This window comes from Micromonospora sp. WMMD967 (assembly GCF_029626165.1).
Lineage (GTDB): Bacteria > Actinomycetota > Actinomycetes > Mycobacteriales > Micromonosporaceae > Micromonospora > Micromonospora taraxaci.
In genome coordinates this window covers 814,543-834,788 of sequence record NZ_JARUBK010000001.1, presented here as the reverse complement: position 1 = coordinate 834,788, position 20,246 = coordinate 814,543, and the positions used below count along the sequence as shown (strand labels likewise).

20 protein-coding genes, 1 tRNA gene and 1 other RNA gene are annotated in these 20,246 nt (G+C 70.3%); 13 read left to right on the top strand and 9 right to left on the bottom strand.

Annotated features, from left to right (window positions below; translation table 11 throughout):
• Positions 1-45 precede the first annotated feature (45 nt).
• From O7631_RS03955 to O7631_RS03945, 3 genes are read right to left on the bottom strand one after another with little or no spacing between them, the layout of a single operon-like run.
• Positions 46-759 carry an AraC family transcriptional regulator gene (locus tag O7631_RS03955; protein WP_278143055.1) on the bottom strand — a complete coding sequence of 238 codons (714 nt, stop codon included), beginning with the start codon at positions 757-759 and terminating at the stop codon, positions 46-48.
• Between the two features lie 58 nt (positions 760-817).
• Positions 818-1,027 (bottom strand): DUF397 domain-containing protein, encoded by a 210-nt coding sequence (locus O7631_RS03950; RefSeq protein ID WP_278147831.1) that lies wholly within the window; start codon positions 1,025-1,027, stop codon positions 818-820.
• Between the two features lie 8 nt (positions 1,028-1,035).
• Positions 1,036-1,263 carry a Scr1 family TA system antitoxin-like transcriptional regulator gene (locus tag O7631_RS03945; protein ID WP_278143054.1) on the bottom strand — a complete coding sequence of 76 codons (228 nt, stop codon included), beginning with the start codon at positions 1,261-1,263 and terminating at the stop codon, positions 1,036-1,038.
• Positions 1,264-1,287: 24 nt separating this feature from the next.
• On the opposite strand from O7631_RS03945, the gene O7631_RS03940 reads away from it, so the two are divergent.
• On the top strand, positions 1,288-1,719 hold the full coding sequence (locus tag O7631_RS03940; RefSeq protein WP_278143053.1) for a YbaB/EbfC family nucleoid-associated protein: 432 nt from the start codon (positions 1,288-1,290) through the stop codon (positions 1,717-1,719).
• The gene (locus O7631_RS03935; protein WP_278143052.1) at positions 1,716-2,378 is read left to right on the top strand and encodes a pentapeptide repeat-containing protein; all 663 of its coding nucleotides are present in this window, start codon (positions 1,716-1,718) and stop codon (positions 2,376-2,378) included. Before O7631_RS03940 ends, O7631_RS03935 begins: the two co-directional genes overlap by 4 nt.
• Before the next feature lie 69 nt (positions 2,379-2,447).
• On the opposite strand, the gene O7631_RS03930 is transcribed toward O7631_RS03935, so the two are convergent.
• A tRNA-Ser gene (locus O7631_RS03930) sits at positions 2,448-2,532 on the bottom strand.
• Between the two features lie 82 nt (positions 2,533-2,614).
• Between O7631_RS03930 and ffs the strand changes: the two genes are divergently transcribed.
• Together ffs and O7631_RS03920 are read left to right on the top strand one after the other, a co-directional pair.
• Positions 2,615-2,704, top strand: an RNA gene (ffs, locus tag O7631_RS03925) — signal recognition particle sRNA small type.
• 212 nt (positions 2,705-2,916) lie between these two features.
• On the top strand, positions 2,917-6,015 hold the full coding sequence (locus O7631_RS03920) for a DNA polymerase III subunit gamma and tau (protein WP_278143051.1): 3,099 nt from the start codon (positions 2,917-2,919) through the stop codon (positions 6,013-6,015).
• A gap of 49 nt (positions 6,016-6,064) precedes the next feature.
• On the opposite strand, the gene O7631_RS03915 is transcribed toward O7631_RS03920, so the two are convergent.
• Positions 6,065-6,760: a DUF998 domain-containing protein gene (locus tag O7631_RS03915; protein WP_278143050.1), complete on the bottom strand. Its 696-nt coding sequence runs from the start codon at positions 6,758-6,760 to the stop codon at positions 6,065-6,067.
• Between the two features lie 338 nt (positions 6,761-7,098).
• On the opposite strand from O7631_RS03915, the gene O7631_RS03910 reads away from it, so the two are divergent.
• The 8 genes from O7631_RS03910 (at position 7,099) to O7631_RS03875 (ending at position 14,904) form a co-directional block, all read left to right on the top strand.
• A complete protein-coding gene (locus O7631_RS03910) occupies positions 7,099-7,584 on the top strand; it encodes a hypothetical protein (protein ID WP_278143049.1) in 486 nt (161 codons plus the stop codon).
• Between the two features lie 149 nt (positions 7,585-7,733).
• Entirely contained in the window at positions 7,734-8,042 is a 309-nt protein-coding gene (locus tag O7631_RS03905) for a YbaB/EbfC family nucleoid-associated protein (RefSeq protein ID WP_030489880.1), read from the top strand.
• Positions 8,043-8,050: 8 nt separating this feature from the next.
• Entirely contained in the window at positions 8,051-8,644 is a 594-nt protein-coding gene (gene recR / locus O7631_RS03900; protein WP_145778528.1) for a recombination mediator RecR, read from the top strand.
• A gap of 312 nt (positions 8,645-8,956) precedes the next feature.
• Positions 8,957-10,618: an ABC transporter substrate-binding protein gene (locus tag O7631_RS03895; protein WP_278143048.1), complete on the top strand. Its 1,662-nt coding sequence runs from the start codon at positions 8,957-8,959 to the stop codon at positions 10,616-10,618.
• A gap of 85 nt (positions 10,619-10,703) precedes the next feature.
• A complete protein-coding gene (locus tag O7631_RS03890) occupies positions 10,704-11,708 on the top strand; it encodes an ABC transporter permease (protein WP_269681966.1) in 1,005 nt (334 codons plus the stop codon).
• Complete coding sequence (locus O7631_RS03885; RefSeq protein ID WP_269681967.1) at positions 11,705-12,667, top strand: ABC transporter permease; 963 nt, start codon at positions 11,705-11,707, stop codon at positions 12,665-12,667. The genes O7631_RS03890 and O7631_RS03885 overlap by 4 nt, the downstream gene beginning before the upstream one ends.
• A gap of 123 nt (positions 12,668-12,790) precedes the next feature.
• Positions 12,791-13,804 carry an ABC transporter ATP-binding protein gene (locus tag O7631_RS03880; protein ID WP_088987230.1) on the top strand — a complete coding sequence of 338 codons (1,014 nt, stop codon included), beginning with the start codon at positions 12,791-12,793 and terminating at the stop codon, positions 13,802-13,804.
• Positions 13,801-14,904, top strand: coding sequence for an oligopeptide/dipeptide ABC transporter ATP-binding protein (locus O7631_RS03875; protein WP_269681968.1), 1,104 nt, complete (start codon positions 13,801-13,803; stop codon positions 14,902-14,904). Before O7631_RS03880 ends, O7631_RS03875 begins: the two co-directional genes overlap by 4 nt.
• 42 nt (positions 14,905-14,946) lie before the next feature.
• Here O7631_RS03875 and O7631_RS03870 read toward each other — a convergent pair whose 3' ends face one another.
• The gene (locus tag O7631_RS03870; RefSeq protein WP_278143047.1) at positions 14,947-15,336 is read right to left on the bottom strand and encodes a hypothetical protein; all 390 of its coding nucleotides are present in this window, start codon (positions 15,334-15,336) and stop codon (positions 14,947-14,949) included.
• Positions 15,333-15,989, bottom strand: a complete 657-nt coding sequence (locus tag O7631_RS03865; protein ID WP_278143046.1) for an HNH endonuclease family protein — start codon at positions 15,987-15,989, stop codon at positions 15,333-15,335. The genes O7631_RS03870 and O7631_RS03865 overlap by 4 nt, the downstream gene beginning before the upstream one ends.
• A gap of 107 nt (positions 15,990-16,096) precedes the next feature.
• Here O7631_RS03865 and O7631_RS03860 point away from each other — a divergent pair, with 107 nt between their 5' ends.
• Positions 16,097-17,590: an MFS transporter gene (locus O7631_RS03860; protein ID WP_278143045.1), complete on the top strand. Its 1,494-nt coding sequence runs from the start codon at positions 16,097-16,099 to the stop codon at positions 17,588-17,590.
• A gap of 29 nt (positions 17,591-17,619) precedes the next feature.
• On the opposite strand, the gene leuA is transcribed toward O7631_RS03860, so the two are convergent.
• Together leuA and O7631_RS03850 are read right to left on the bottom strand one after the other, a co-directional pair.
• Entirely contained in the window at positions 17,620-19,371 is a 1,752-nt protein-coding gene (leuA, locus tag O7631_RS03855) for a 2-isopropylmalate synthase (RefSeq protein ID WP_278143043.1), read from the bottom strand.
• Between the two features lie 285 nt (positions 19,372-19,656).
• A complete protein-coding gene (locus O7631_RS03850) occupies positions 19,657-20,208 on the bottom strand; it encodes a nitroreductase family protein (RefSeq protein ID WP_278143042.1) in 552 nt (183 codons plus the stop codon).
• Between the last annotated feature and the right edge of the window lie 38 nt (positions 20,209-20,246).

Below are 20,246 nucleotides of genomic sequence, written 5' to 3'. Positions count from 1 at the left end.
GGATTCCGGTTCGGGGCAGCCGCCGGGGCGGCCGGAGGACGGACGTTAGCTGCCTGGCCACGGGCCGGTCTTGTACAGGAACGACATCGACGCGCCGTCGGCCGCTCGCAGCCCTCCCGCGGTGCGCCCGACGTAGCGCCGTAGAGAGTGGGCCAGGTGAGCCTGGTCGAAATACCCCAGTGTCTCGACGATGGTGCTCCAGCCGAGCCCGTCGCGCAGCATCGTGGCCGCGGCGTTCACGCGGTCGATCTGCGTCACGGCGGTGCGCGAGAGGCCGGTGATCGCGCGGTACTGCCGCTGAAGCGTCCGACTGGACGGCTGGTCCCCGGGGTGCCCGGCGAGGCGCTCCAGGCCTGACCGCACCAGTAGACCTGCGTCCCGCAGCCGTCGGACGAACTGCTCGACGTTCTCGTACGTCGGCGCTTCCCAGGCCTCGCCGTCGATGACTATCCGGCCCGAGTCCGTCACCGGCAACGGCACGTACCCGTCGACGATCGAGGCTGCGGGATACGGCCGAAGAACCGTGCCGAGCGTGAGCCGGATGCCGAAGAACTCGGCGTCCGGCGGGACCGGCGCAGAAGTCGCCCTGGTCTCCGGCCCGCGCAGGCTGACGAACAGCTGCCCCTGCATCCGCGTGAAGATCAGTTGGCAGCACGTACGCGCCGCCGATGTCATCGTGTCTTCCGCGTCGCTGCGGGTACGCCACACCCGATCGGCGATGTCCGCGTGCGTCTCGGTGTCACGATGCTCGAATCGCAAGCGCAAGGCCCCTCCACTGCTGTCCAGCGGCGCTGGCTCCTCAAAGGGCGGGTCCTGGTCAGGCCTGCGGGGCGAACCGGGTGACGAACGCGCGCCACGCCGTCGGCGTGAAGGTGAGCGCCGGGCCGGTCGGGTCCTTGGAATCGCGTACGCCCACGATGCCGGGCAGGTTGTCGGCGACCTCGACGCATGCGCCGCCGTTGCCGCTGCTGCGGGTGCTCTTGCGCCATCGGGCGCCGCCCAGCTCCGTGCCCCCGTTGAACTCCATGACCCCGTTCAGCTCCATGACTCCGCCACCTCCGCGATGAGATCGACCGACTGCCGGTGGGACAGCGCCTCCCCGCGCACGTTCTCCCATGCCGCCATCATGGCGGCGATGTCGTCGGGGTCGCTAGCGACTTGTCCCTGGAGTTGGTTGTCCAGGTAGCCCGCGACCCTTCGGCGTCTCACCTGGACTGTCGTAAAGGCCGCTCGTGTTAATCTCCCACGGCTGAGCATGATCACCTTGAGCGACCGAGGGGACACATGATGGCCGAGGTTCCCAACACGGCGGGGCTGCTGGACCCGGACGGCGCGATGGACCGGCTCGCGGAGTGGAAAGGTCGCCTCGACCAGCTGGCGACCGCCACCGACGCGATGAGTGACCGCATCCAGGCGCTCCGGGTGACTGTCGCCGACGGCAACGGGTTGGTGGAGGTCACCGTCGACTCGGTGGGCGCGTTGGTCGACCTGCAACTGGGTCAGCGGATCCAGCGGGTCGCACCGGACGTCGTCGCCAGGACGATCATGAGCACCATCGGTGTGGCCAAGCGGCAGTTGGCCGACCGGGCGCAGGAGATCATCGGCGAAACCCTGGGCACCGATTCACCGGCCGCTCGTGCGATCGCCGAACGTGTCGGGCAGCAACTGCGCGCCGCCGACCCCGGGGTGGACGGGGCGGACGACCAGCACGGACGGTGAGCAGATATCGACGGACCAGCGACGACGTGATCCGCTGGCCGGACAGCCCGGACGCTCGGGCCGCACTTGAGGAGTGGCTCGCCGCGTCGCCCGACACCGCGTACCTCTCTGGTGATTTTCTCGATTTTCGCGGGGCGGACCTCAGCCGTCTCGACCTGGCCGGCGCCTATCTCGCCAACTCCCGTATGGCCGACGTCCGGTTCGAGGGGACCAACCTCGCCGACGCCAACCTGGCCAACGCCGAGTTGGACGGCGCGGACTTCACCTCCGCCGACCTGGCGAAGGCGACGGTGGTCGGCTGCTCGGCCGGTCGGGCGCGGTTCCAATCAGCTCGCCTGTTCGCCGCGCAACTCGACCACGCCGTGCTGGCCGGGGCAGATCTGCGCCGCGCGGTCCTCAACTCCGCCACCCTCTACGAGACCGACCTGCGCGACGCCGACCTCGAACTGGCCAGCATGCGCTGGTGCACGCTGGGCAGTACGAGCATGCCGACGGTGTTGAGCGGTGCCCGGATGTTCGGCTGCCAACTCGACGGCGCGAAGGGTGCCGTCGTCGGCCCGGTCCTCGTCGACGAGGGGACGTCGCGGTCGCTCGGCGGCGTCGAGCTTGCGGCGTGGTTCTCCGGGCAGGGCGCGGAAGACGTCCAGGTGGTGGGCTGACGCCCGTGCAGACGACTCAGGGCCGGTCCCCGTGGGGGCCGGCCCTGTCGTTGGTGCTGCTCACGCGAGCGGAGGATACGAGATTCGAACTCGTGAGGGTGTAAACCCAACACGCTTTCCAAGCGTGCGCCCTAGGCCTCTAGGCGAATCCTCCGCGAGCCAGGATACAGGCCCCCGTCGGGCGGGCCACCCCACCACCCCCTGAAGATCGACGGGCGGTCGGGTAGGCTTGGCGGCACCTCCCGTGCGGCGGTATCTCGTGAACCTCCCCAGGGCCGGAAGGCAGCAAGGATAAGCGAGCTCTGCCGGGTGCACGGGAGGCCTTTTTGTCTCCGGGGCCCTGCTCCGGGGCCTTGATCCACACCAGGTCGGCGATGTGGGGCTGTCCCGGGCAGTCGATACCGCCAGGTCGGCGATGTGGAGTCGATCAACCCACGGCAGCGCACGGCAAGGCGCGCAGCCTCGGCCGTTCGGCGGGGTGGGTGGTCGTCCGCGCCCGACCGGCGCAGAATGGCTCGGTCGAGAGGAGGCGGGACGAGTGACGCTGGCGCTCTACCGCAAGTACCGGCCGCGTACCTTCGCTGAGGTCATCGGCCAGGAGCACGTGACCGAGCCGTTGTCGCAGGCGCTGCGTAGCGGCCGGCTCAACCACGCCTACCTCTTCTCCGGCCCTCGTGGCTGCGGCAAGACCACCAGCGCCCGGATCATGGCCCGCTCACTCAACTGTGAGCAGGGCCCCACTCCCGAGCCGTGCGGCAAGTGCGCGTCCTGCCGATCGCTGGCCGCCGACGGTGCCGGCTCGATCGACGTGATCGAGATCGACGCGGCCAGCCACGGTGGTGTTGACGACGCTCGTGAGCTGCGCGAGCGTGCCTTCTTCGCGCCGGCCAGCAGCCGCTTCAAGATCTACATCATCGACGAGGCGCACATGGTCTCGACCCAGGGCTTCAACGCCCTGCTCAAGCTGGTCGAGGAGCCTCCGGAGTACGTCAAGTTCATCTTCGCCACCACCGAGCCGGAGAAGGTCCTCGGCACGATCCGGTCGCGGACCCACCACTACCCGTTCCGGCTCTTCCCACCGAAGGTGGTCCGCCCGTACCTGGAGCAGCTCACCCAGGCCGAGGGCGTCGCCGTCGAGCCGGCGGTCTTCCCCCTCGTGGTGCGCGCGGGTGGCGGCAGCATGCGGGACAGCCTCTCCGTACTCGACCAGCTCATCGCCGGCGCCGGCCCGGAGGGGGTCAGCTACGCCCGGGCTGTCTCGCTGCTCGGGGTCACCGACTCCGCGTTGATCGACGAGATGTGCGACGCGCTGGCCGCCGGTGACGGCGCGGCCGCGTACGCCACCGTCGACCGGGTCGCCGAGGCCGGGCACGACATGCGCCGGTTCGCCTCCGACCTGCTGGAGCGGCTCCGCGACCTGATCGTCATCCAGCAGGTGCCGGACGCCGCCGCGAAGGGTCTGATCGACGCCCCGGCCGACCAGATCGAGCGGATGGCCGCCCAGGCCTCGCAGCTCGGCACGGCCACACTCTCCCGCTGCGCCGACATCGTGCACGACGGCCTGGTGGAGATGCGCGGCACCACAGCTCCCCGCCTGCTGCTGGAACTGATCTGCGCCCGGATGCTGCTGCCCGGCGTGGACGACTCCACCGGCGGCCTGCTCCAGCGCCTGGAGCGGATGGAACGTCGGCTCACCCTGAGCGGCACCGACGCGCCGTCGGCCGCCGCCGGCTTCGCGTCGACCACCAACCCTGGGGTACGCCCACAGCAGGCCCCTCCGGTTCCGGCTGCCGCCACCCCCGCACCCGCCAACGCCCCGACCTCCGCACCGCCGTGGGATGTCGACCCGGCCACGCCCCCGACCCGGAGCGCCGCTGCCCAGGGCACTCCGGTGTCGGGCGCTCCGATCTCGGGCGCTCCGGCGTCGGGCGTCCCGACCGCCGATTCGCCGATCCCGGCGTCGCCCGGTGCGTCGACGGCGACCGCCGGTCTGGGGCCCGTCTCCCCGGCCGGCCCCGGCTCTGCCGCCCACGGTCCAGCCGGCACCGGTTCGGCTGGCTCTGGTTCAGCCGGCACCGGTTCGGCTGGTCCCGGTGCGGCTGGCCCCGCTTCGGCTGGCCCTGCTTCCGGTGCGGGCTCGTCGGCGCCGCGCCGTGTGGTGCCGTCGTCGGCGGTGCTTCCCGACCCGGCCACCCCCATGCCACCCCGTCCGGGTGCGCCGGCCGCCGCGCTGGACGCGGTCGCGGTCCGCCGGGTCTGGCCCGACGTGGTCGGCAAGGTCAACCGGACCAACAAGCGGATCGCCGCCCTGATGCGCGACGCGGTGGTCCGCGAACTCGACGGCGACATGCTGGTACTGACGGTGAAGTCCACAGTGCTGGCCAAGATGATGGCCGACCACTCGGCCGTGCTGACCGACGCGCTCTACGAGGAGTTGGGCGGGCGCTGGCAGATCCGGTGCGAGGTGGCCGGTGAGCGTGGCGGCGTGTCGCTGTCCAGCCCGCAGCGCTCACAGCCAGCCGCTCCGGCCCGACCCGCCGCGCCGAACGCGACCCCCGCGCCGAACGCCGCCGCCGGCCCGACGAGCGCGCCACCCGCCGCGTCGAACCCGACCGCCGCCGGCCCGGCGAGTGCACCACCCGCCGGACCCAACCCGCCCGCTGCGCCGAATCCGAGCGCCGGGCCGAACCTGAATGCCGGGCCGAACTCGAACGTCGCGTCGGGTCCGAGCGCCGGGCCTGGTCCGAGCGCCGGGCCTGGTCCGAGCGCTGCATCGGGTCCGAGCGCTGCATCGGGTCCGAACGTCGCGCCGAGCCGTGAGGCCGCTGGCCGACCGGGGAGCGCGGCGACGTCGCCGGTCTCCACCGGCCCGACCGGCGCGCCGCCCGCCGCAACGAGTTCGGCCGGCGCTACCGGTGGTCAGCCCGGAGGCACCGCCGTGCGTGGCGGGCAGGGCGGCCACGGCGCGGGCCAGCAGGGCGGCCACGGCGCGGGCCAGCAGGGCGGCGCGCAGCCCAACGCGGCGGCCGACGACGAGGACGACTGGCCGGAGGCGGCGCTCCCCGGCGGCGGTGCCCCCGTCGCCGAGGCGAAGGACGACGAGGACTGGCCGGAAGCCGCCCGCCCCGGCGGCGCGTCGGCCGGAAACGCCCCTGGCCTCGATGCCGCGTCCAGCACCGCACCGGGCAGCGGCAGCGCTCATGGCATCGGGGCGAACGGCCCCGGCGGGGCCACCGGTGGTGGTTCGGCGGGCGGGCGGGGCAACCCGACGCCGGCGGCCCGGCAGCCGGCGTCAGCCGGTGCCGCACCGGTGAGCAGTGCCATCGCCGCGGCTCGCGCGGCGGCGGCGGGGCGCGGTACGCGTACCCCGGCGGCGTCCCGGCCCATCGCGGACGCCGAATGGGCGGGCGAGCCGCCCTACGACCCGGACTTCGACGGCCCGGCGGCGCGCGGCGGTCGGCCCGGTGGGGCGGCCCCGGCGGCCACCCCGGTCTACGAGGGCTTCGACCCGGGCGACGAGCCGTTGGACGAGGTCATCGACGAGAAGACCGCCCGGGAGTCCAGTGAAGAGCAGGCGGTACGGCTGCTCCGGGAGACGTTCGGCGCCGAGAAGATCGACGAGGTCGACGCCCGCTGACCCCGTCGATCATGGAGTTGTGGTGGGTGGCAAGCCGCCCGTTGCTGGTCTATTCGGACACCACGACTCCATGATCGACGCGGGCGGGGGTGAGGGCCGGGGCGGGGTTTGGGGTTTCGGCCAGTAGGACGCCTAGGCAGCAGGTCCAGAGGGGGAGGGGTAGGACGGCTACTCGTTCCATGCCGCCCACGCCGATGCCGATGCCCTGCTGGGCGAAGAACAGCGCCGTCCCGGCCAGGGCGATGATCCCGGCGGTGAGGGTGAGGCGTCGCCACCGGCCGAGCGTCGTGGTGCCCGGCGCGAAGCCGGCGAGGAGCAGGCCGACGTTGCCCGGCCCCATGATCAGGAATGCGCCGAGGACGTGCAGGTTCTCGTCGATGTCGGCCGGGTAGAGGGCGACCAGGGCGTACCCGCAGGCGGCCAGCAGCAGGAGCGACTGGGCCGCGCGCACCACGCCACCGCGACCGAGGATCCGCCAGGTCAGCAGGATTCCGACGGCGAGCAACACGGCGGTGGTGAGTGTCGCGGCGTTCATGAGCGGATGCCAGGGGGAGCACACGTAGCGAGGGCGACTGGTGTCCCAGATGCCGCAGTGCGCGTTGCCGAGGTCGCTGATGTTGTGGGTGGCCCAACTGTAGGTCGGGTCGCGCCACCGCAGACCGGTGACCAGATTGGCGACGAGGAAGAGCGGGGCGGCCGCGACCCAGCACAGCGCGCCGATCCGGCCGGAGCGGCTGATATCCATGCCTTGAGCACACCAGGTGGGTGGTTCGTGGCGCACTACCGGCAGATGGCCGGTTCGGGGTAGTGCCAGCCGTACCCGTTGCGTGGATGGACGGCGTGTCGAGGCGTTGCCAGGATGTGTGAATCGCCACCACCGAGGAGCCCGCCGCGCCGGGCACGCATGTGCCGACGCAGGCAGAACCGTCCATGGGGCAGGGCCCCCACCCGCCGGTCAAGCCGTGGCGGCATCGCCTCGTCCTGATCGTCAGCCTCGTGGCCGGTGGCCTAGCCGGACTGGCCCTCGCCCCGGCGACCCCGTTTCTGTCACTGATCGCCCTGTCCGCCTTTCAGGGTGATCAGATGCCCGAGCCGAGGCCCGACCTCGGTGCGCTGGTGGTTGCCGGTCCGGCTGACTCGACACCAGCCGTTCCGGTCGCTACCAACGACACTGTCGACTTCGACCGGCTCCTGCCGGGCGCGGACACGCAGCACCTACTGCTGACCCCGCAGGTACGCGCCGACCTGCGCCATGCCGCCGGTGCGGCGTGGACCCAACCGGACAACACCGCCGTAACGGTCACCCTGCTCGAATTCGAGTCCAAGGAGGTGGCGGTCGAGTTCAGCCACTCCTATATCGAGTTGCAGTTGGCGAACCACGACACGGTCACCATCGGCGGCGACGGGCCAGTGATGGCCTTCCTGGAGGCGGAGGCGAGCGCGATCTCGGCCGTCGAGATAGCTGACGAGGTCCTCATATTCGTCCGCGCGGTCAGCCCCGCCGACCGGCTCCCGGACACCGTCGTCGCCGTCGAGTCGCTGTTGCGCGAGCAGCGCGCCCGACTCTGAGCCACGCCACCCCGCGCGGCCGCTTCCTGGGTCCGGCGTGGGCGGACGCACCGGGCGGGGCAGGGTCGGTCCCAGCGGATAGGCTGGGCGGCGGCCGAGCAGACGAGTGCGAGAAGGAGCCATCAGTGCGCCCAGGTGGACAGCCGAACATGCAGCAGATGCTGAAGCAGGCGCAGAAGATGCAGCAGCAGATCGCCGCCGCCCAGGCCGAGCTGGCCGAGGCCGAGCTGACCGGCACCGCCGGCGGTGGGCTGGTCACGGCGACCGTCTCCGGTTCCGGTGAGCTGAAGGCCATCAAGATCGACCCGAAGGCCGTCGACGCGGACGACGTGGAGACGCTTGAGGACCTGGTCGTCGCCGCCGTGCACAACGCCGCCGAGGCGGCCCGCGAGCTGACCGAGCGCAAGATGGGCCCGGTCGCCGGTGGCATGGGCGGCCTCGGCCTGCCCGGTTTCTGAGCCGGCAGATGTACGAAGGTGCCATCCAGGACCTGATCGACGAGCTGGGTCGGTTGCCGGGCGTGGGCCCGAAGAGCGCCCAGCGGATCGCGTTTCACGTCCTCTCGGCGGACCCGGCCGACGTCAACCGGCTGGCCGGCGCCTTGCGCAAGGTCAAGGAGCTGGTGCGGTTCTGCACTACCTGCTACAACGTGGCCGAGTCCGAGCAGTGCCGGATCTGCCGCGACCCGCGCCGCACGGACGAGGTGCTGTGCGTGGTGGAGGAGCCCAAGGATGTGGTGGCCATCGAGCGGACCGGTGAGTTCCGCGGTCGCTACCACGTGTTGGGTGGTGCGATCAATCCGCTGGAGGGGATCGGCCCGGACAATCTGCGCATCCGGGAGCTGCTGATCCGGCTCGGCGGAGGTGCGGTGCGGGAGTTGATCCTGGCCACGGACCCGAACACCGAGGGCGAGGCGACCGCCACCTACCTGGCGCTGATGGTGAAGCCGATGGGCATCTCGGTGACCCGACTGGCCAGTGGGCTGCCGGTCGGCGGCGACCTGGAGTACGCCGACGAGATCACCCTCGGTCGGGCCTTCGAGGGCCGCCGCGCGGTCTGATCCCCTTACGTACAGCCATGGCCGGCACCCTTCGGGGTGTCGGCCATCGCTTCGTCACTGCCCGGAATTGATCTGACACTTGATCCCTCATCGGGGCTGTTCGACGTAACAGTTTGGCATCACGGGTGCGGATTGATCGGTTTGAGGGGCCATTTACCTTCGAATCGAAAGTCAACCGGCGCTTGAGGCACGATCCGATACCAACCGTCCACCTGGCAGTTTCCGGGTGGACGTAACGAGAGCTATGGTCACCGCCATCGGTGACCCCTGTCACCACGTTGTCCGTACCCCCAAGGACGAGGTGAAGCACACATGCGTGCACCCAGGCCGAAGGTCGCGATCGCGGCCGTCGCGGTCGCGGCCCTCGCGGTAGCAGGCTGCGCCGAGAGCAACCGCGACGACAAATCCGGCGGTAGCAAGAAGGACACCCTCGTCTTCGGCGTCGCCGGAGACCCGAAGGTGCTCGACCCGAGCTTCGCCAGCGACGGTGAGTCGCTGCGCGTGGCGCGTCAGGTCTTCGAGACCCTGGTCCGGCCGGAGGAGGGTGGCACGAAGGTCACCCCCGGTCTGGCCGAGTCCTGGACCCCGGACGCCGCGGGCACCACCTGGACCTTCAAGCTCCGCTCGGGCGTGAAGTTCCACGACGGCACCGACTTCAACGCCGAGGCCGTCTGCGTCAACTTCAACCGCTGGTATAACGCCAAGGGCCTCATGCAGAGCCCGGACGTGACCGCGTACTGGCAGGACGTCATGGGCGGCTTCGCCAAGAACGAGGACGCCGAGCTGCCGCCGAGCCTCTTCAAGTCCTGCGCCGCCAAGGACGCCACCACTGTGGACCTGTCCTTCACGCGGGTCTCCAGCAAGATCCCGGCTGCGCTGATGCTCCCCTCGTTCTCCATCCACAGCCCGAAGGCGCTGCAGGAGTTCGACGCCAGCAACGTCGGCGGCACCGCCGAGGACATCAAGTACCCGGCGTACGCGACGGCGCACCCGACCGGCACCGGCCCGTTCAAGTTCAAGGCCTGGGACGTCGCCAACAAGACGCTCACCCTGGAGCGCAACGACGACTACGCCGGCCCCAAGGCCAAGCTGAAGAGCCTCATCTTCAAGACGATCTCGGACGAGAACGCCCGCAAGCAGGCGCTGCGCTCCGGTGACATCCAGGGCTACGACCTGGTCGGCCCGGCCGACGTCGAGCCGCTGAAGTCCGAGGGCTTCAACATGCTCACCCGGCCGGCGTTCAACGTGCTCTACCTGGCGATCAACCAGAAGGGCAACCCGAAGCTCGCCGACATCCGCGTCCGGCAGGCCATCGCGTACGCCCTGAACCGTCAGCAGCTGGTCACCTCCAAGCTGCCGCCGGGCGCCAAGGTCGCCGACAACTTCATGCCGGACACCGTCGAGGGTTGGAACGGCGACGTCACGAAGTACACCTACGACCCGGCCAAGGCGAAGGCGCTGCTGGCCGAGGCGGGCGCGTCGAACCTGACGCTGAAGTTCCACTACCCGACCGAGGTCACCCGGCCGTACATGCCGAACCCGAAGGACATCTTCGAGCTGCTGTCGGCGGACCTGAAGGCTGTCGGCATCACCGTCGAGGCGATCCCGCTCAAGTGGAGCCCGGACTACCTCAACGCCACCACCTCGGGAAGCAAGCACGACATCCACTTCCTGGGCTGGACCGGTGACTACGGCGACGCCTACAACTTCATCGGTACCTTCTTCGACCGGCCGAAGGACGAGTGGGGCTTCAACAACAAGGCCCTGTTCGACCAGTTCAAGGACGCGGACACCACCGCTGACATCGCGGCCCGGACCGAGAAGTACAAGGCCCTGAACAAGTCCATCATGGACTTCCTGCCCGGTGTGCCGATCTCGCACTCGCCGCCGGCGATCGTGTTCGGCAAGGACGTGACCGGCGTCAAGGCGAGCCCGCTCACCGACGAGCGGTTCTCGACCGCCGAGTACAAGTAAGTCCTGATCTGACGCAGCAAGGAACGCGGGCGGGCGCTGTCCAACAGCGCCCGCCCGTAACCCTCCGCACCCCTTCGAGGCCGCCGTGTTCCGGTTCATCGTCAGACGCCTGCTTCAGCTGATACCCACGCTGTTCGGGCTCTCCCTCCTGCTCTTCATCTGGCTCCGCCGGCTCCCCGGCGGCCCCGAGACCGCCATCCTCGGCGAGCGCGGTACGCCCGAGATGCGTGCCGCCATCCGGCGCAACATGGGGCTCGACGAGCCCATCCTGGTGCAGTACGGCCGTTTCGTCCGTCGGCTGATCAAGCTCGACCTGGGCACGTCGACCTCCACCAAGCGGGCGGTCACCACGGAGTTCATCGAGCGCTTCCCCGGCACCGTCGAGCTGACCATCACCGCGATGATCATCGCGATCGGTGTCGGCATCCCGCTGGGTTACCTGGCCGCCCGTCGTCGCGGCCGTTTCCTGGACCACGCGTCCGTGGGCGGCTCGCTGATCGGCATCTGCATCCCGGTCTTCTTCCTGGGCTACGTGCTCAAGGCGATCTTCTCGGAGAACCTGCACTGGTTCCCGTCCAGCGGTCGGCAGGACCCGACGCTCGGGGCGACCCGGGTCACCAACTTCTTCGTCCTCGACGGGTTGATGACCCGTGAGTGGGACGCCGCGGCCGACGCCCTGTGGCATCTGGTGCTACCGGCCATCGCGCTGGCCAGCATCCCGCTGGCGATCATCGTCCGGATCACCCGGGCGAGTGTGCTGGAGGTCCTCAACGAGGACTTCGTACGCACCGCCGAGGCGAAGGGCCTGACCGAGCAGACGGTCCGTCGCCGGCACGTGCTGCGCAACGCGATGCTGCCGGTGGCCACCTCGATCGGTCTGCTCGCCGGCGGCCTGCTCTCCGGCGCCGTGCTGACCGAGACCGTCTTCGCCTTCAGTGGCATCGGAGCGTTCGTCGCCGAGGCCATCGGCCAGCGCGACTATCCGGTGCTGATGGGCTTCATTCTGATCATCGCGGTGGTGTACGTGCTGGTGAACCTGTTGGTCGACCTCTCCTACAGCTTCATCGACCCGAGGGTGAGGGTGCGATGACACTCAGCCCGGGCAAGAAGCGCGAAAAGATCGACCGGCTCTCGGAGCTGGCCGCCCGTGACGACGAGCGCGGCGTCAGCCTGTGGCAGGAGGCGTTCCGCCGGCTGCGCGGCAACCCGGCCGCGATCGTCGGCGCGGTCATCCTGGCGATCTTCGTGTTGGTCGCGGTGCTCGGCCCGTTCCTCGTGCCGTACGCGCCGACCGACACGATCGGCATCCGGGAAGGGCTGATCAAGCCGGGTGTCATCCCCGGCCCCGACGGTGACCACTGGTTCGGATACGACCACCAGGGCCGGGACGAGTTCAGCCGGATGATCGTGGGCGCCCGACAGACCCTGCTGGTCGGTGTGGTGTCCACTCTGATCGGTCTGGCGATCGGTGCGCTGATCGGTGGCATCTCGGGTGCGGCGGCCGGCCTCGGTGGCCGGTGGGGGCGGTGGGTCGACACCACCCTGATGCGGTTCATCGACATGCTGCTGGCGATGCCGAGCCTGCTGCTGGCGGTGAGCATCGCCGCCCTGCTCGGGGCCAGCCTGACCACCGTGATGATCGCGGTCGGCGTGGTCTCGGTGCCGGTGTTCGCCCGGCTGCTGCGCGGTTCGATGATCTCCCAGGCCAACAGCGACTACGTGCTGGCGGCCACCTCGCTCGGCGTGAAGAAGTCGAAGATCGCGCTGACCCACGTGGTGCCGAACTCGCTCGCGCCGGTGATCGTGCAGGCCACCCTGACGCTGGCCACCGCGATCATCGAGGCCGCCGCGCTGTCGTTCCTCGGCCTCGGCAACCCGGACACCGCCGTACCGGAGTGGGGCGTCATGCTCGCCGACGCACAGCAGTACCTCGGTATCCGGCCGTCGCTGGCGATCTACCCGGCCGTCGCGATCATCATCACCGCGCTCGGCTTCACCCTTCTCGGTGAGGCGATGCGTGAGGCCCTCGACCCGAAGCTGCGGAAGTAGGCCCGTCATGTGTGAAGCGCGAGGAGTGAGCTTGCGAGCCCCGCAGTCGCGAACGAAGGCCCTGATGTGTGAAGCGCGAGGAGTGAGCTTGCGAGCCCCGCAGTCGCGAACGGAAGGCCAGTAATGGCACTGCTCGAAGTTGATGATCTCTCCGTCACGTTCGCGCGGCGCGGCCAGCGGGCCGTGCACGCGGTCGACGGGGTGTCCTTCTCGGTCGACGCCGGTGAGGTGGTCGGCCTGGTCGGCGAGTCCGGCTGTGGCAAGAGCGTCACCTCGCTCGCGATCATGGGCTTGCTGCCGAAGCAGCCGGGCCTGCGCGTCGGCGGCAAGGCCGTCTTCGACGGCACCGACCTGCTCCAGCTCGACGACCGGTCGCGGCGGGACATCCGTGGTCGGGACATCGCGATGATCTTCCAGGACCCGCTGTCCTCGCTGAACCCGGTGATCCCGATCGGGTTGCAGGTGACCGAGGTGCTGACCCGGCACCGGGGGATGAAGGGCGCGGCCGCGTCCAAGGAGGCGGCGGAGCTGCTGGACCGGGTCGGCATTCCCGACCCGAAGCGGCGGCTGAAGGAGTACCCGCACCAGCTCTCCGGCGGGATGCGCCAGCGTGCGCTCATCGCGATGGCGGTGGCCTGCCAGCCTCGGCTGCTGATCGCCGACGAGCCGACCACCGCACTGGACGTCACCATCCAGGCCCAGATCCTGGAACTGCTCAAGGAACTGGTCCGGGACTCCGGCACCGCGCTGCTGATGATCACCCACGATCTGGGTGTGGTGGCCGGCATGTGCGACACCGTCAACGTGCTCTACGGCGGCCGAGTGGTGGAGACGGCCCGCCGCCGTCCACTGTTCCGTCAGCCTCGGCACCCGTACACGGTGGGTCTGCTCGGCTCGGTGCCTCGCCTGGACGCCGGGCGGGGCGAGAAGCTCAGCCCGATTCCCGGCTCGGTCCGCGACCTGCTGCCCTGGCCGGAGGGTTGTGCCTTCGCCCCGCGCTGCGCCCGGCGGACCGACGAGTGCGTGGGTGAGCCGCCGGAGTTGGTGCAGGCACACGACGGACGTAGCTACCGGTGCGTCAACCCGGAGCCGGTGCCCGGCACGGTGCCCGCCCCGCGCGAGGAGGAACAAGCGTGAGTGAGAACGACACTCTCGTCGAGGTACGCGACCTGAAGGTGCACTTCCCGATCAAGCGGGGTGTGCTGTTCGACCGGGTGGTCGGCCACGTGAAGGCCGTCGACGGTGTGGACCTCAGCATCCCCCGGGGCAAGACGTACGGTCTGGTCGGCGAGTCCGGCTGTGGCAAGTCCACGCTGGGTCGGGCGCTGCTCCAGCTCACCCCGCCGACCGCTGGCGAGGTCGAGTTCGACGGTGTCGAGCTGACCACGCTGCCGGCGGGCAAGCTGCGCAGCATGCGTCGGCGGATGCAAATGATCTTCCAGGACCCGATGTCGAGCCTCGACCCCCGGCAGAACGTCGAGTCGATCCTGACCGAGGGCATGCAGACCCACGGGATCGGTGCCGACCGCACCGACCGTCGCCGGATCATCGGCGAGACCCTGGACGCGGTGGGGTTGCCCCGGTGGGCGCTTTCCCGCTACCCGCACGAGTTCTCCGGTGGGCAGCGGCAACGCATCGGCATCGCCCGCGCGCTGGTGCTCGGGCCGGAGCTGATCGTCGCGGACGAGCCGGTCTCGGCGCTCGACGTCTCGATCCAGGCCCAGGTGGTCAACCTGCTCGACGAACTCCAGGACAGCCTCGGGCTGACCTACCTGGTGATCGCGCACGACCTCGCAGTGGTCCGGCACATCTCCGACACCGTCGGCGTCATGTACCTGGGCGCGCTGGTCGAGGAGGCGCCGAGCGACCGGCTCTACACCGAGCCGCTGCACCCGTACACCCGGGCGTTGATGTCGGCGGTGCCGGTGCCGGACCCGGACGTGGAGGACCGTCGGGAGCGGATCCTGCTCGCCGGTGACCTGCCGTCACCGGCCAACCCCCCGTCGGGCTGCCGTTTCCACACGCGCTGCCCCTGGGCGCAGCCCACGCGCTGCGCGGACGAACGGCCTGTGCTGCGGGAGATCGGCGTCAGCCGGGTGGCCTGCCACTGGGCCGAGCAGATCGCCAGCGGTGAGCTACGCCCGCACCAGGTCAGCGCGCAGATCGTCCGCCCCGAGGACGAGGGCGAAGCGCCGGCCGTGGTCTCCGCGCCGACCGAGCCCGGCTCGTACGTCTGACGAAGCCCGCTCGCCCCGATCAACGGTCGGGGCGAGCGCGGCTCAGCCCTCGGGTCGGTGCAGCAGGCCCACGGCGACACCGTGCACCGCGTCGAGCCCTGCCGGGTCGGCCAACGCCACCGACGTGCCGGTGACCACGTACCACTCGTCCGCGTCCTTGTACTGAACCCGAAGGGTGACCTTGCCGTCGGCGTACTCGGTACGCAGGGTCAGGTCGCCGGTGACGACGCCGACCTCGTCGGTCATCACGCCGCCGGGGCCGGGCACGATGTCGGAGGTACGGCTCTGCGGGCCGGCCGCGCCGCCGGCATCCGCGACCATCCCGGCACCCGGCACGGCGGCGGGGGTCTCGGCGGTGCCGTCCGCGGTCATGCCGGCGGCGGCCGGACCCTTCTCCTCGTTGGTCGGGCCGCTCTCCTCGGCGGCCGTCACGGCGCGTTCCCCACTGTGCAGCCCTCCAGCATGCCGGTCAGGGCGGTCTTCTCGGCGCTGGTCACCGTCAACCGCCAGTAGTGCTTGACCGTCACCCAGCTTTCGGCGTATTTGCACCAGTACTCGCGGTTCGCCGGCTTCCACTGGGACGGGTCCTGGTCACCCTTTGCCCGGTTGGAGGACGCGGAAACCGCAAGGAGCTGCGGACGTGTGGTGTCGTTCGCGAAGTCGCCGCGCTTCTTGTCGTCCCACTCGTTGGCGCCCGAGCGCCACGCGTTGGCCAACGGCACCATGTGGTCGATGTCCACGTCGGAAGGGTCGGCGGCGCTACGGCCGTCGTACACACTCTCCCAACGACCGCCGACCACGTTGCAGCCGGAGAGTTTCACGTCCTTACCGTCGCGCTGGAGAATGGTGTCCCGCACGTCGCAGTTCTTGCCGGTGTCCCGCCAGTGCGGGAAGTGGTCTCTGCTGTAGCCCTTCATCGAGCCGGCAGTCGCCACGGTGAGCTGGCCGAGTTGCTGTACGGCGTTGCCGCCGCCGGTCGGCGACTCAGTGCCCGGTTCGTCGGGCGGGACGCAACCGGCAACGCCGAGCGCCAGCGCCGCGGCGAGCACGGCCACCGCCGCTCGCGGTCCTGATGTGGTACGCACAGACGACACCTCTCCAGCTTGCGGTCTCCCGGCGACTGCGCACAGTACCCGGGCCAGGTTTTGGCAATTCGTGGCGTCTCCCACTTGTTACAAGGCACATTGGTGGGATGACCGAACCCGTAGCGGCGCCTGCCCTCCGTATGGGCACCGCCGCCGGCCGGGGCACGCTGCTCGCCGCCGTACTCGCCTCTGGCATGGTCTTCCTCGACACGACGGTCGTCAACGTGGCGCTGCCGAAGCTCGGGCAGGACCTCGGCGCGAGCGTGTCCGATCTTCAGTGGACCGTCAACGGCTATCTGCTGATGCTCGCGGCGTTCGTGCTACTCGGCGGTGCCCTCGGGGACCGGTTCGGTCGACGACGCGTCTTCCTGATCGGCGTCCTCTGGTTCACCGCCGCCTCCGTGCTCTGCGGGCTGGCCCAGGGCACCGGCTGGCTGATCGCGGCCCGGTTCCTCCAGGGTGCCGGCGGCGCGCTCCTCACGCCCGGATCGCTGTCGGTGCTCCAGGCGAGCTTCCACCCGGACGACCGGGGCCGCGCGATCGGCGCCTGGGCCGGACTCTCCGGGGTGTCCACCGCGCTCGGCCCGTTCATCGGGGGCTGGCTGATCGACGCGCTCTCCTGGCGGTGGATCTTCTTCCTCAACCTGCCGATCGCCGTCCTGGTGGTGCTGGCCACGACGCGCTGGGTGCCGGAGAGCCGCGACGAGAGCGCCTCCCGCACCGCGGGGCCCGGCCGGACCCGACGCCGGTTCGACGTCGCCGGAGCCCTCCTCGGAGCACTGGCGCTCGCGGGCGTCACGTACGCCCTGATCGACGTGCCGGCACGCGGCTACGACTCGGTGCCGGTGCTGATCGCGGCGCTGGTCGGGGTGCTGTCGGCGGTGGTCTTCGTACTGCTCGAACGACGGCGTGGCGACGCCGCGATGCTGCCCACCGGCCTGTTCTCCAGCCGGCTCTTCTCGGTGCTGAACATCTTCACCGTCGTCGTCTACGCGGCGCTCACCGGCTTCACCTTCTTCTTCGCCGTCTACCTGCAGAACGTGGTGGAGTGGTCGGCCTTCCGCACCGGCATCGCACTACTGCCGATGACCCTGCTGCTGTTGGTCGGGTCAGCCCGCTCGGGAGCGTTGTCGGCGCGGATCGGCCCCCGACTCCAGCTGACCGTCGGGCCGGTGGTGGCCGCGGTCGGTCTGCTACTGCTGCGCGGCGTCGGACCGGGCGCGTCGTACTGGACGGACGTACTGCCCGGGGTGCTGCTCTTCGGGATCGGGCTGACCCTGGTCGTGGCACCGCTGACCGCGTCGGTGCTCGCCGCCGTGCAGGACCGCTTCTCCGGCGTGGCCAGCGGCTTCAACAACGCCGCGTCCCGGGCCGGTGGGTTGCTCGCGGTGGCGGCACTGCCGCTGCTGGTCGGCCTGTCCGGCGGCGGGTACGAGCAGAAGGGCGAGCTGACCGACGCGTTCCGCGGCGCGATGGAGTGGTGCGCCGGCCTGCTCGTGGCCGGCGCGGTGCTGGCCCTCGTGCTGGTCCACCGACCGCCCCGGGCGGCCCCGCCGTCACAGCCCTGCCACTCGCTGCCCGCCGCCACACCCCCGAAGTAGGCAGGCACTTCGGGGGTGCGACGCGTGGGTCAGCGGCGGGCGCGGTTGACGGCGCTGGTGACCGCCCTGATCGAGGCGGTGACGATGTTGGCGTCGGTGCCGACACCCCAGACCGTCCGCCCGTCGACCTCGCACTCCACGTACGCGGCGGCCTGCGCGTCCCCACCCGAGGAGAGCGCGTGCTCGTGGTAGTCGAGCACCCGCACACCCACCCCGACCGTGTGCAGCGCGTTGACGTACGCGTCGATCGGACCGTTGCCGACGGCGGTGAGTGAGCGCTGCTCGGCGCCCACACCGACCTGGGCCTCGATCTCGACCTTGCCGTCGATGGTGCTGATCGTGTAGCCGGCCAACCGGACGGCCGGGTCGGGCTGGTGGTCGAGCAGGTAGTGCGTCGCGAAGATCTCCCACATGGCGGCCGGGTCGACCTCGCCACCGTCGTGGTCGGTGACCTGCTGCACCACACCGGAGAACTCGATCTGGAGCCGCCGGGGCAGGTCCAGTTGGTGCTCGCTCTTCATGACGTACGCGACGCCGCCCTTGCCGGACTGCGAGTTGACCCGGATGACCGCCTCGTAGGTGCGGCCCAGGTCCTTCGGGTCGATCGGCAGGTACGGCACCGCCCAGGTGTGCTCGTCCACCGGTACGCCGGCGGCCTTCGCGTCGGCGGCCAGGGCGTCGAAGCCCTTCTTGATCGCGTCCTGGTGGGAGCCGGAGAAGGCGGTGTAGACCAGGTCGCCCGCGTACGGGTGGCGCTCGTGCACCGGCAGCTGGTTGCAGTATTCGACAGCCCGCCGGATCTCGTCGATGTTCGAGAAGTCGATCATCGGGTCGATGCCCTGGGAGAAGAGGTTGAGGCCCAGGGTCACCAGGTCCACGTTGCCGGTGCGCTCGCCGTTGCCGAACAGGCAACCCTCGATGCGGTCCGCGCCGGCGAGCAGGCCCAGCTCGGCGGCGGCCACACCGGTGCCCCGGTCGTTGTGCGGGTGCAGGCTCAGCACCACGCTGTCGCGGCGCGGCAGGTGCCGGTGCATCCACTCGATCGAGTCGGCGTAGACGTTGGGGGTGGCCATCTCGACGGTGGCCGGCAGGTTGATGATCAGCGGGTGGTCGGGCGTCGGGTCGATCACGTCGATGACCCGGGAGCAGACCTCCAGCGCGTACTCCAGCTCGGTGCCCGTGTACGACTCCGGCGAGTACTCGTAGAAGATGTCGGTGTCCGGGGTGTGGATCTCCGCGTACTTCTGGCAGAGCCGCGCACCGGTCGTGGCGATGTCGGCGATGCCGTCCTTGTCCAGGCCGAAGACCACCCGACGCTGGAGGGTGGAGGTCGAGTTGTAGAAGTGCACGATGGCCCGCTTGGCGCCGCGCAGCGACTCGAACGTCCGCTCGATCAGGTGCTCCCGGCACTGGGTGAGCACCTGGATGGTGACGTCCTCGGGGATCATGTCCTGTTCGATGAGCTGCCGGACGAAGTCGAAGTCGGTCTGACTGGCCGACGGGAAGCCGACCTCGATCTCCTTGTAGCCCATTTGGACCAGCAGTTGGAACATCCGGCGCTTGCGCTCCGGTGACATCGGGTCGATCAGGGCCTGGTTGCCGTCGCGGAGATCCACCGCGCACCACCGTGGGGCCGCGTCGACCTGGCGGGTGGGCCAGGTGCGGTCCGGCAGCTCGACCCGGAACTGCTCCCGGTAGGGCTGGTAGCGGTGGTACGGCATCCGGCTCGGGCGCTGCCGAGCGAAGGGATCGGTTTCGGGGTCGGTGACAGGTTGAGCCATCTCAGAGTGCTCCCTGGAACATGTGGCGTCAGCAGATCGGAAGGTGTCGGCGAATGCCGGGCGACGATGCGCGGCGGTGCCGAGAGAAGGTTCGGATGTGCTGGACGGCGCGATGCAACTCCGCGACGAGGTGCCGGCCGGTCAGGCCTCGTCGCGGCGGCTAAGGAGGAGAAGCGCCCGCCACATGACCACGTCACCCTACGTGATGGCAGGGGCGGTGGGAAGGTAGGTCCGGACTATGGGACCAGCGTCATGGTCCGTGCCGGGCCGCCCGGACGCGGACGGTCAGCGGAGCAGCAGGTCGGCGAGGGGTCGGCGGTGGCGCAGGCTGGTCTCCTCGGCGACCAGGTCGGCCGGGAGGCTGAGTGGGTCGCCGAGACGCCCGACGGCGACCACCGCGTACGGCCGTACGTCGGCGGGAAGGTGCAGGTCAGCGACGAGTCCGGCGCGATCGACGGTGAGGACCTGACGTACGTGCAGCCCGAGCGCGGTGGCCTGCACGGTGAGGTGGGCTACGGCCTGGCCCAGGTCGTAGGCGATCCCGTCGGCCGGCGCGGCGTCGGAAGCCGTGTCGGCGTCGACGTGCGCGGCGAGCAGTAGAGCGGCGGCGCGGTGCGCCCAACGCTGCTCACGCTCGGGCAGGTTGACCAGAATCCGCTTCCAGATCTCGTCGTCGCGGTGGCCGAGGGTGAACCTCCAGGGCTGGCGGTTGCCGAGCGACGGCGCCCATCGGGCCGCCTCGAGCAGGGAGGCCGCGTCCGCCGCCCTCAGCTCGTCGGTGGGGTGGAACGCCAGCGGACTCCATCGGAAGGCGAGCAGCGGGGTCAGATCAGCCATGCCGGTAATCGTCCTGTATGGGTGATTCGCCGATCAGG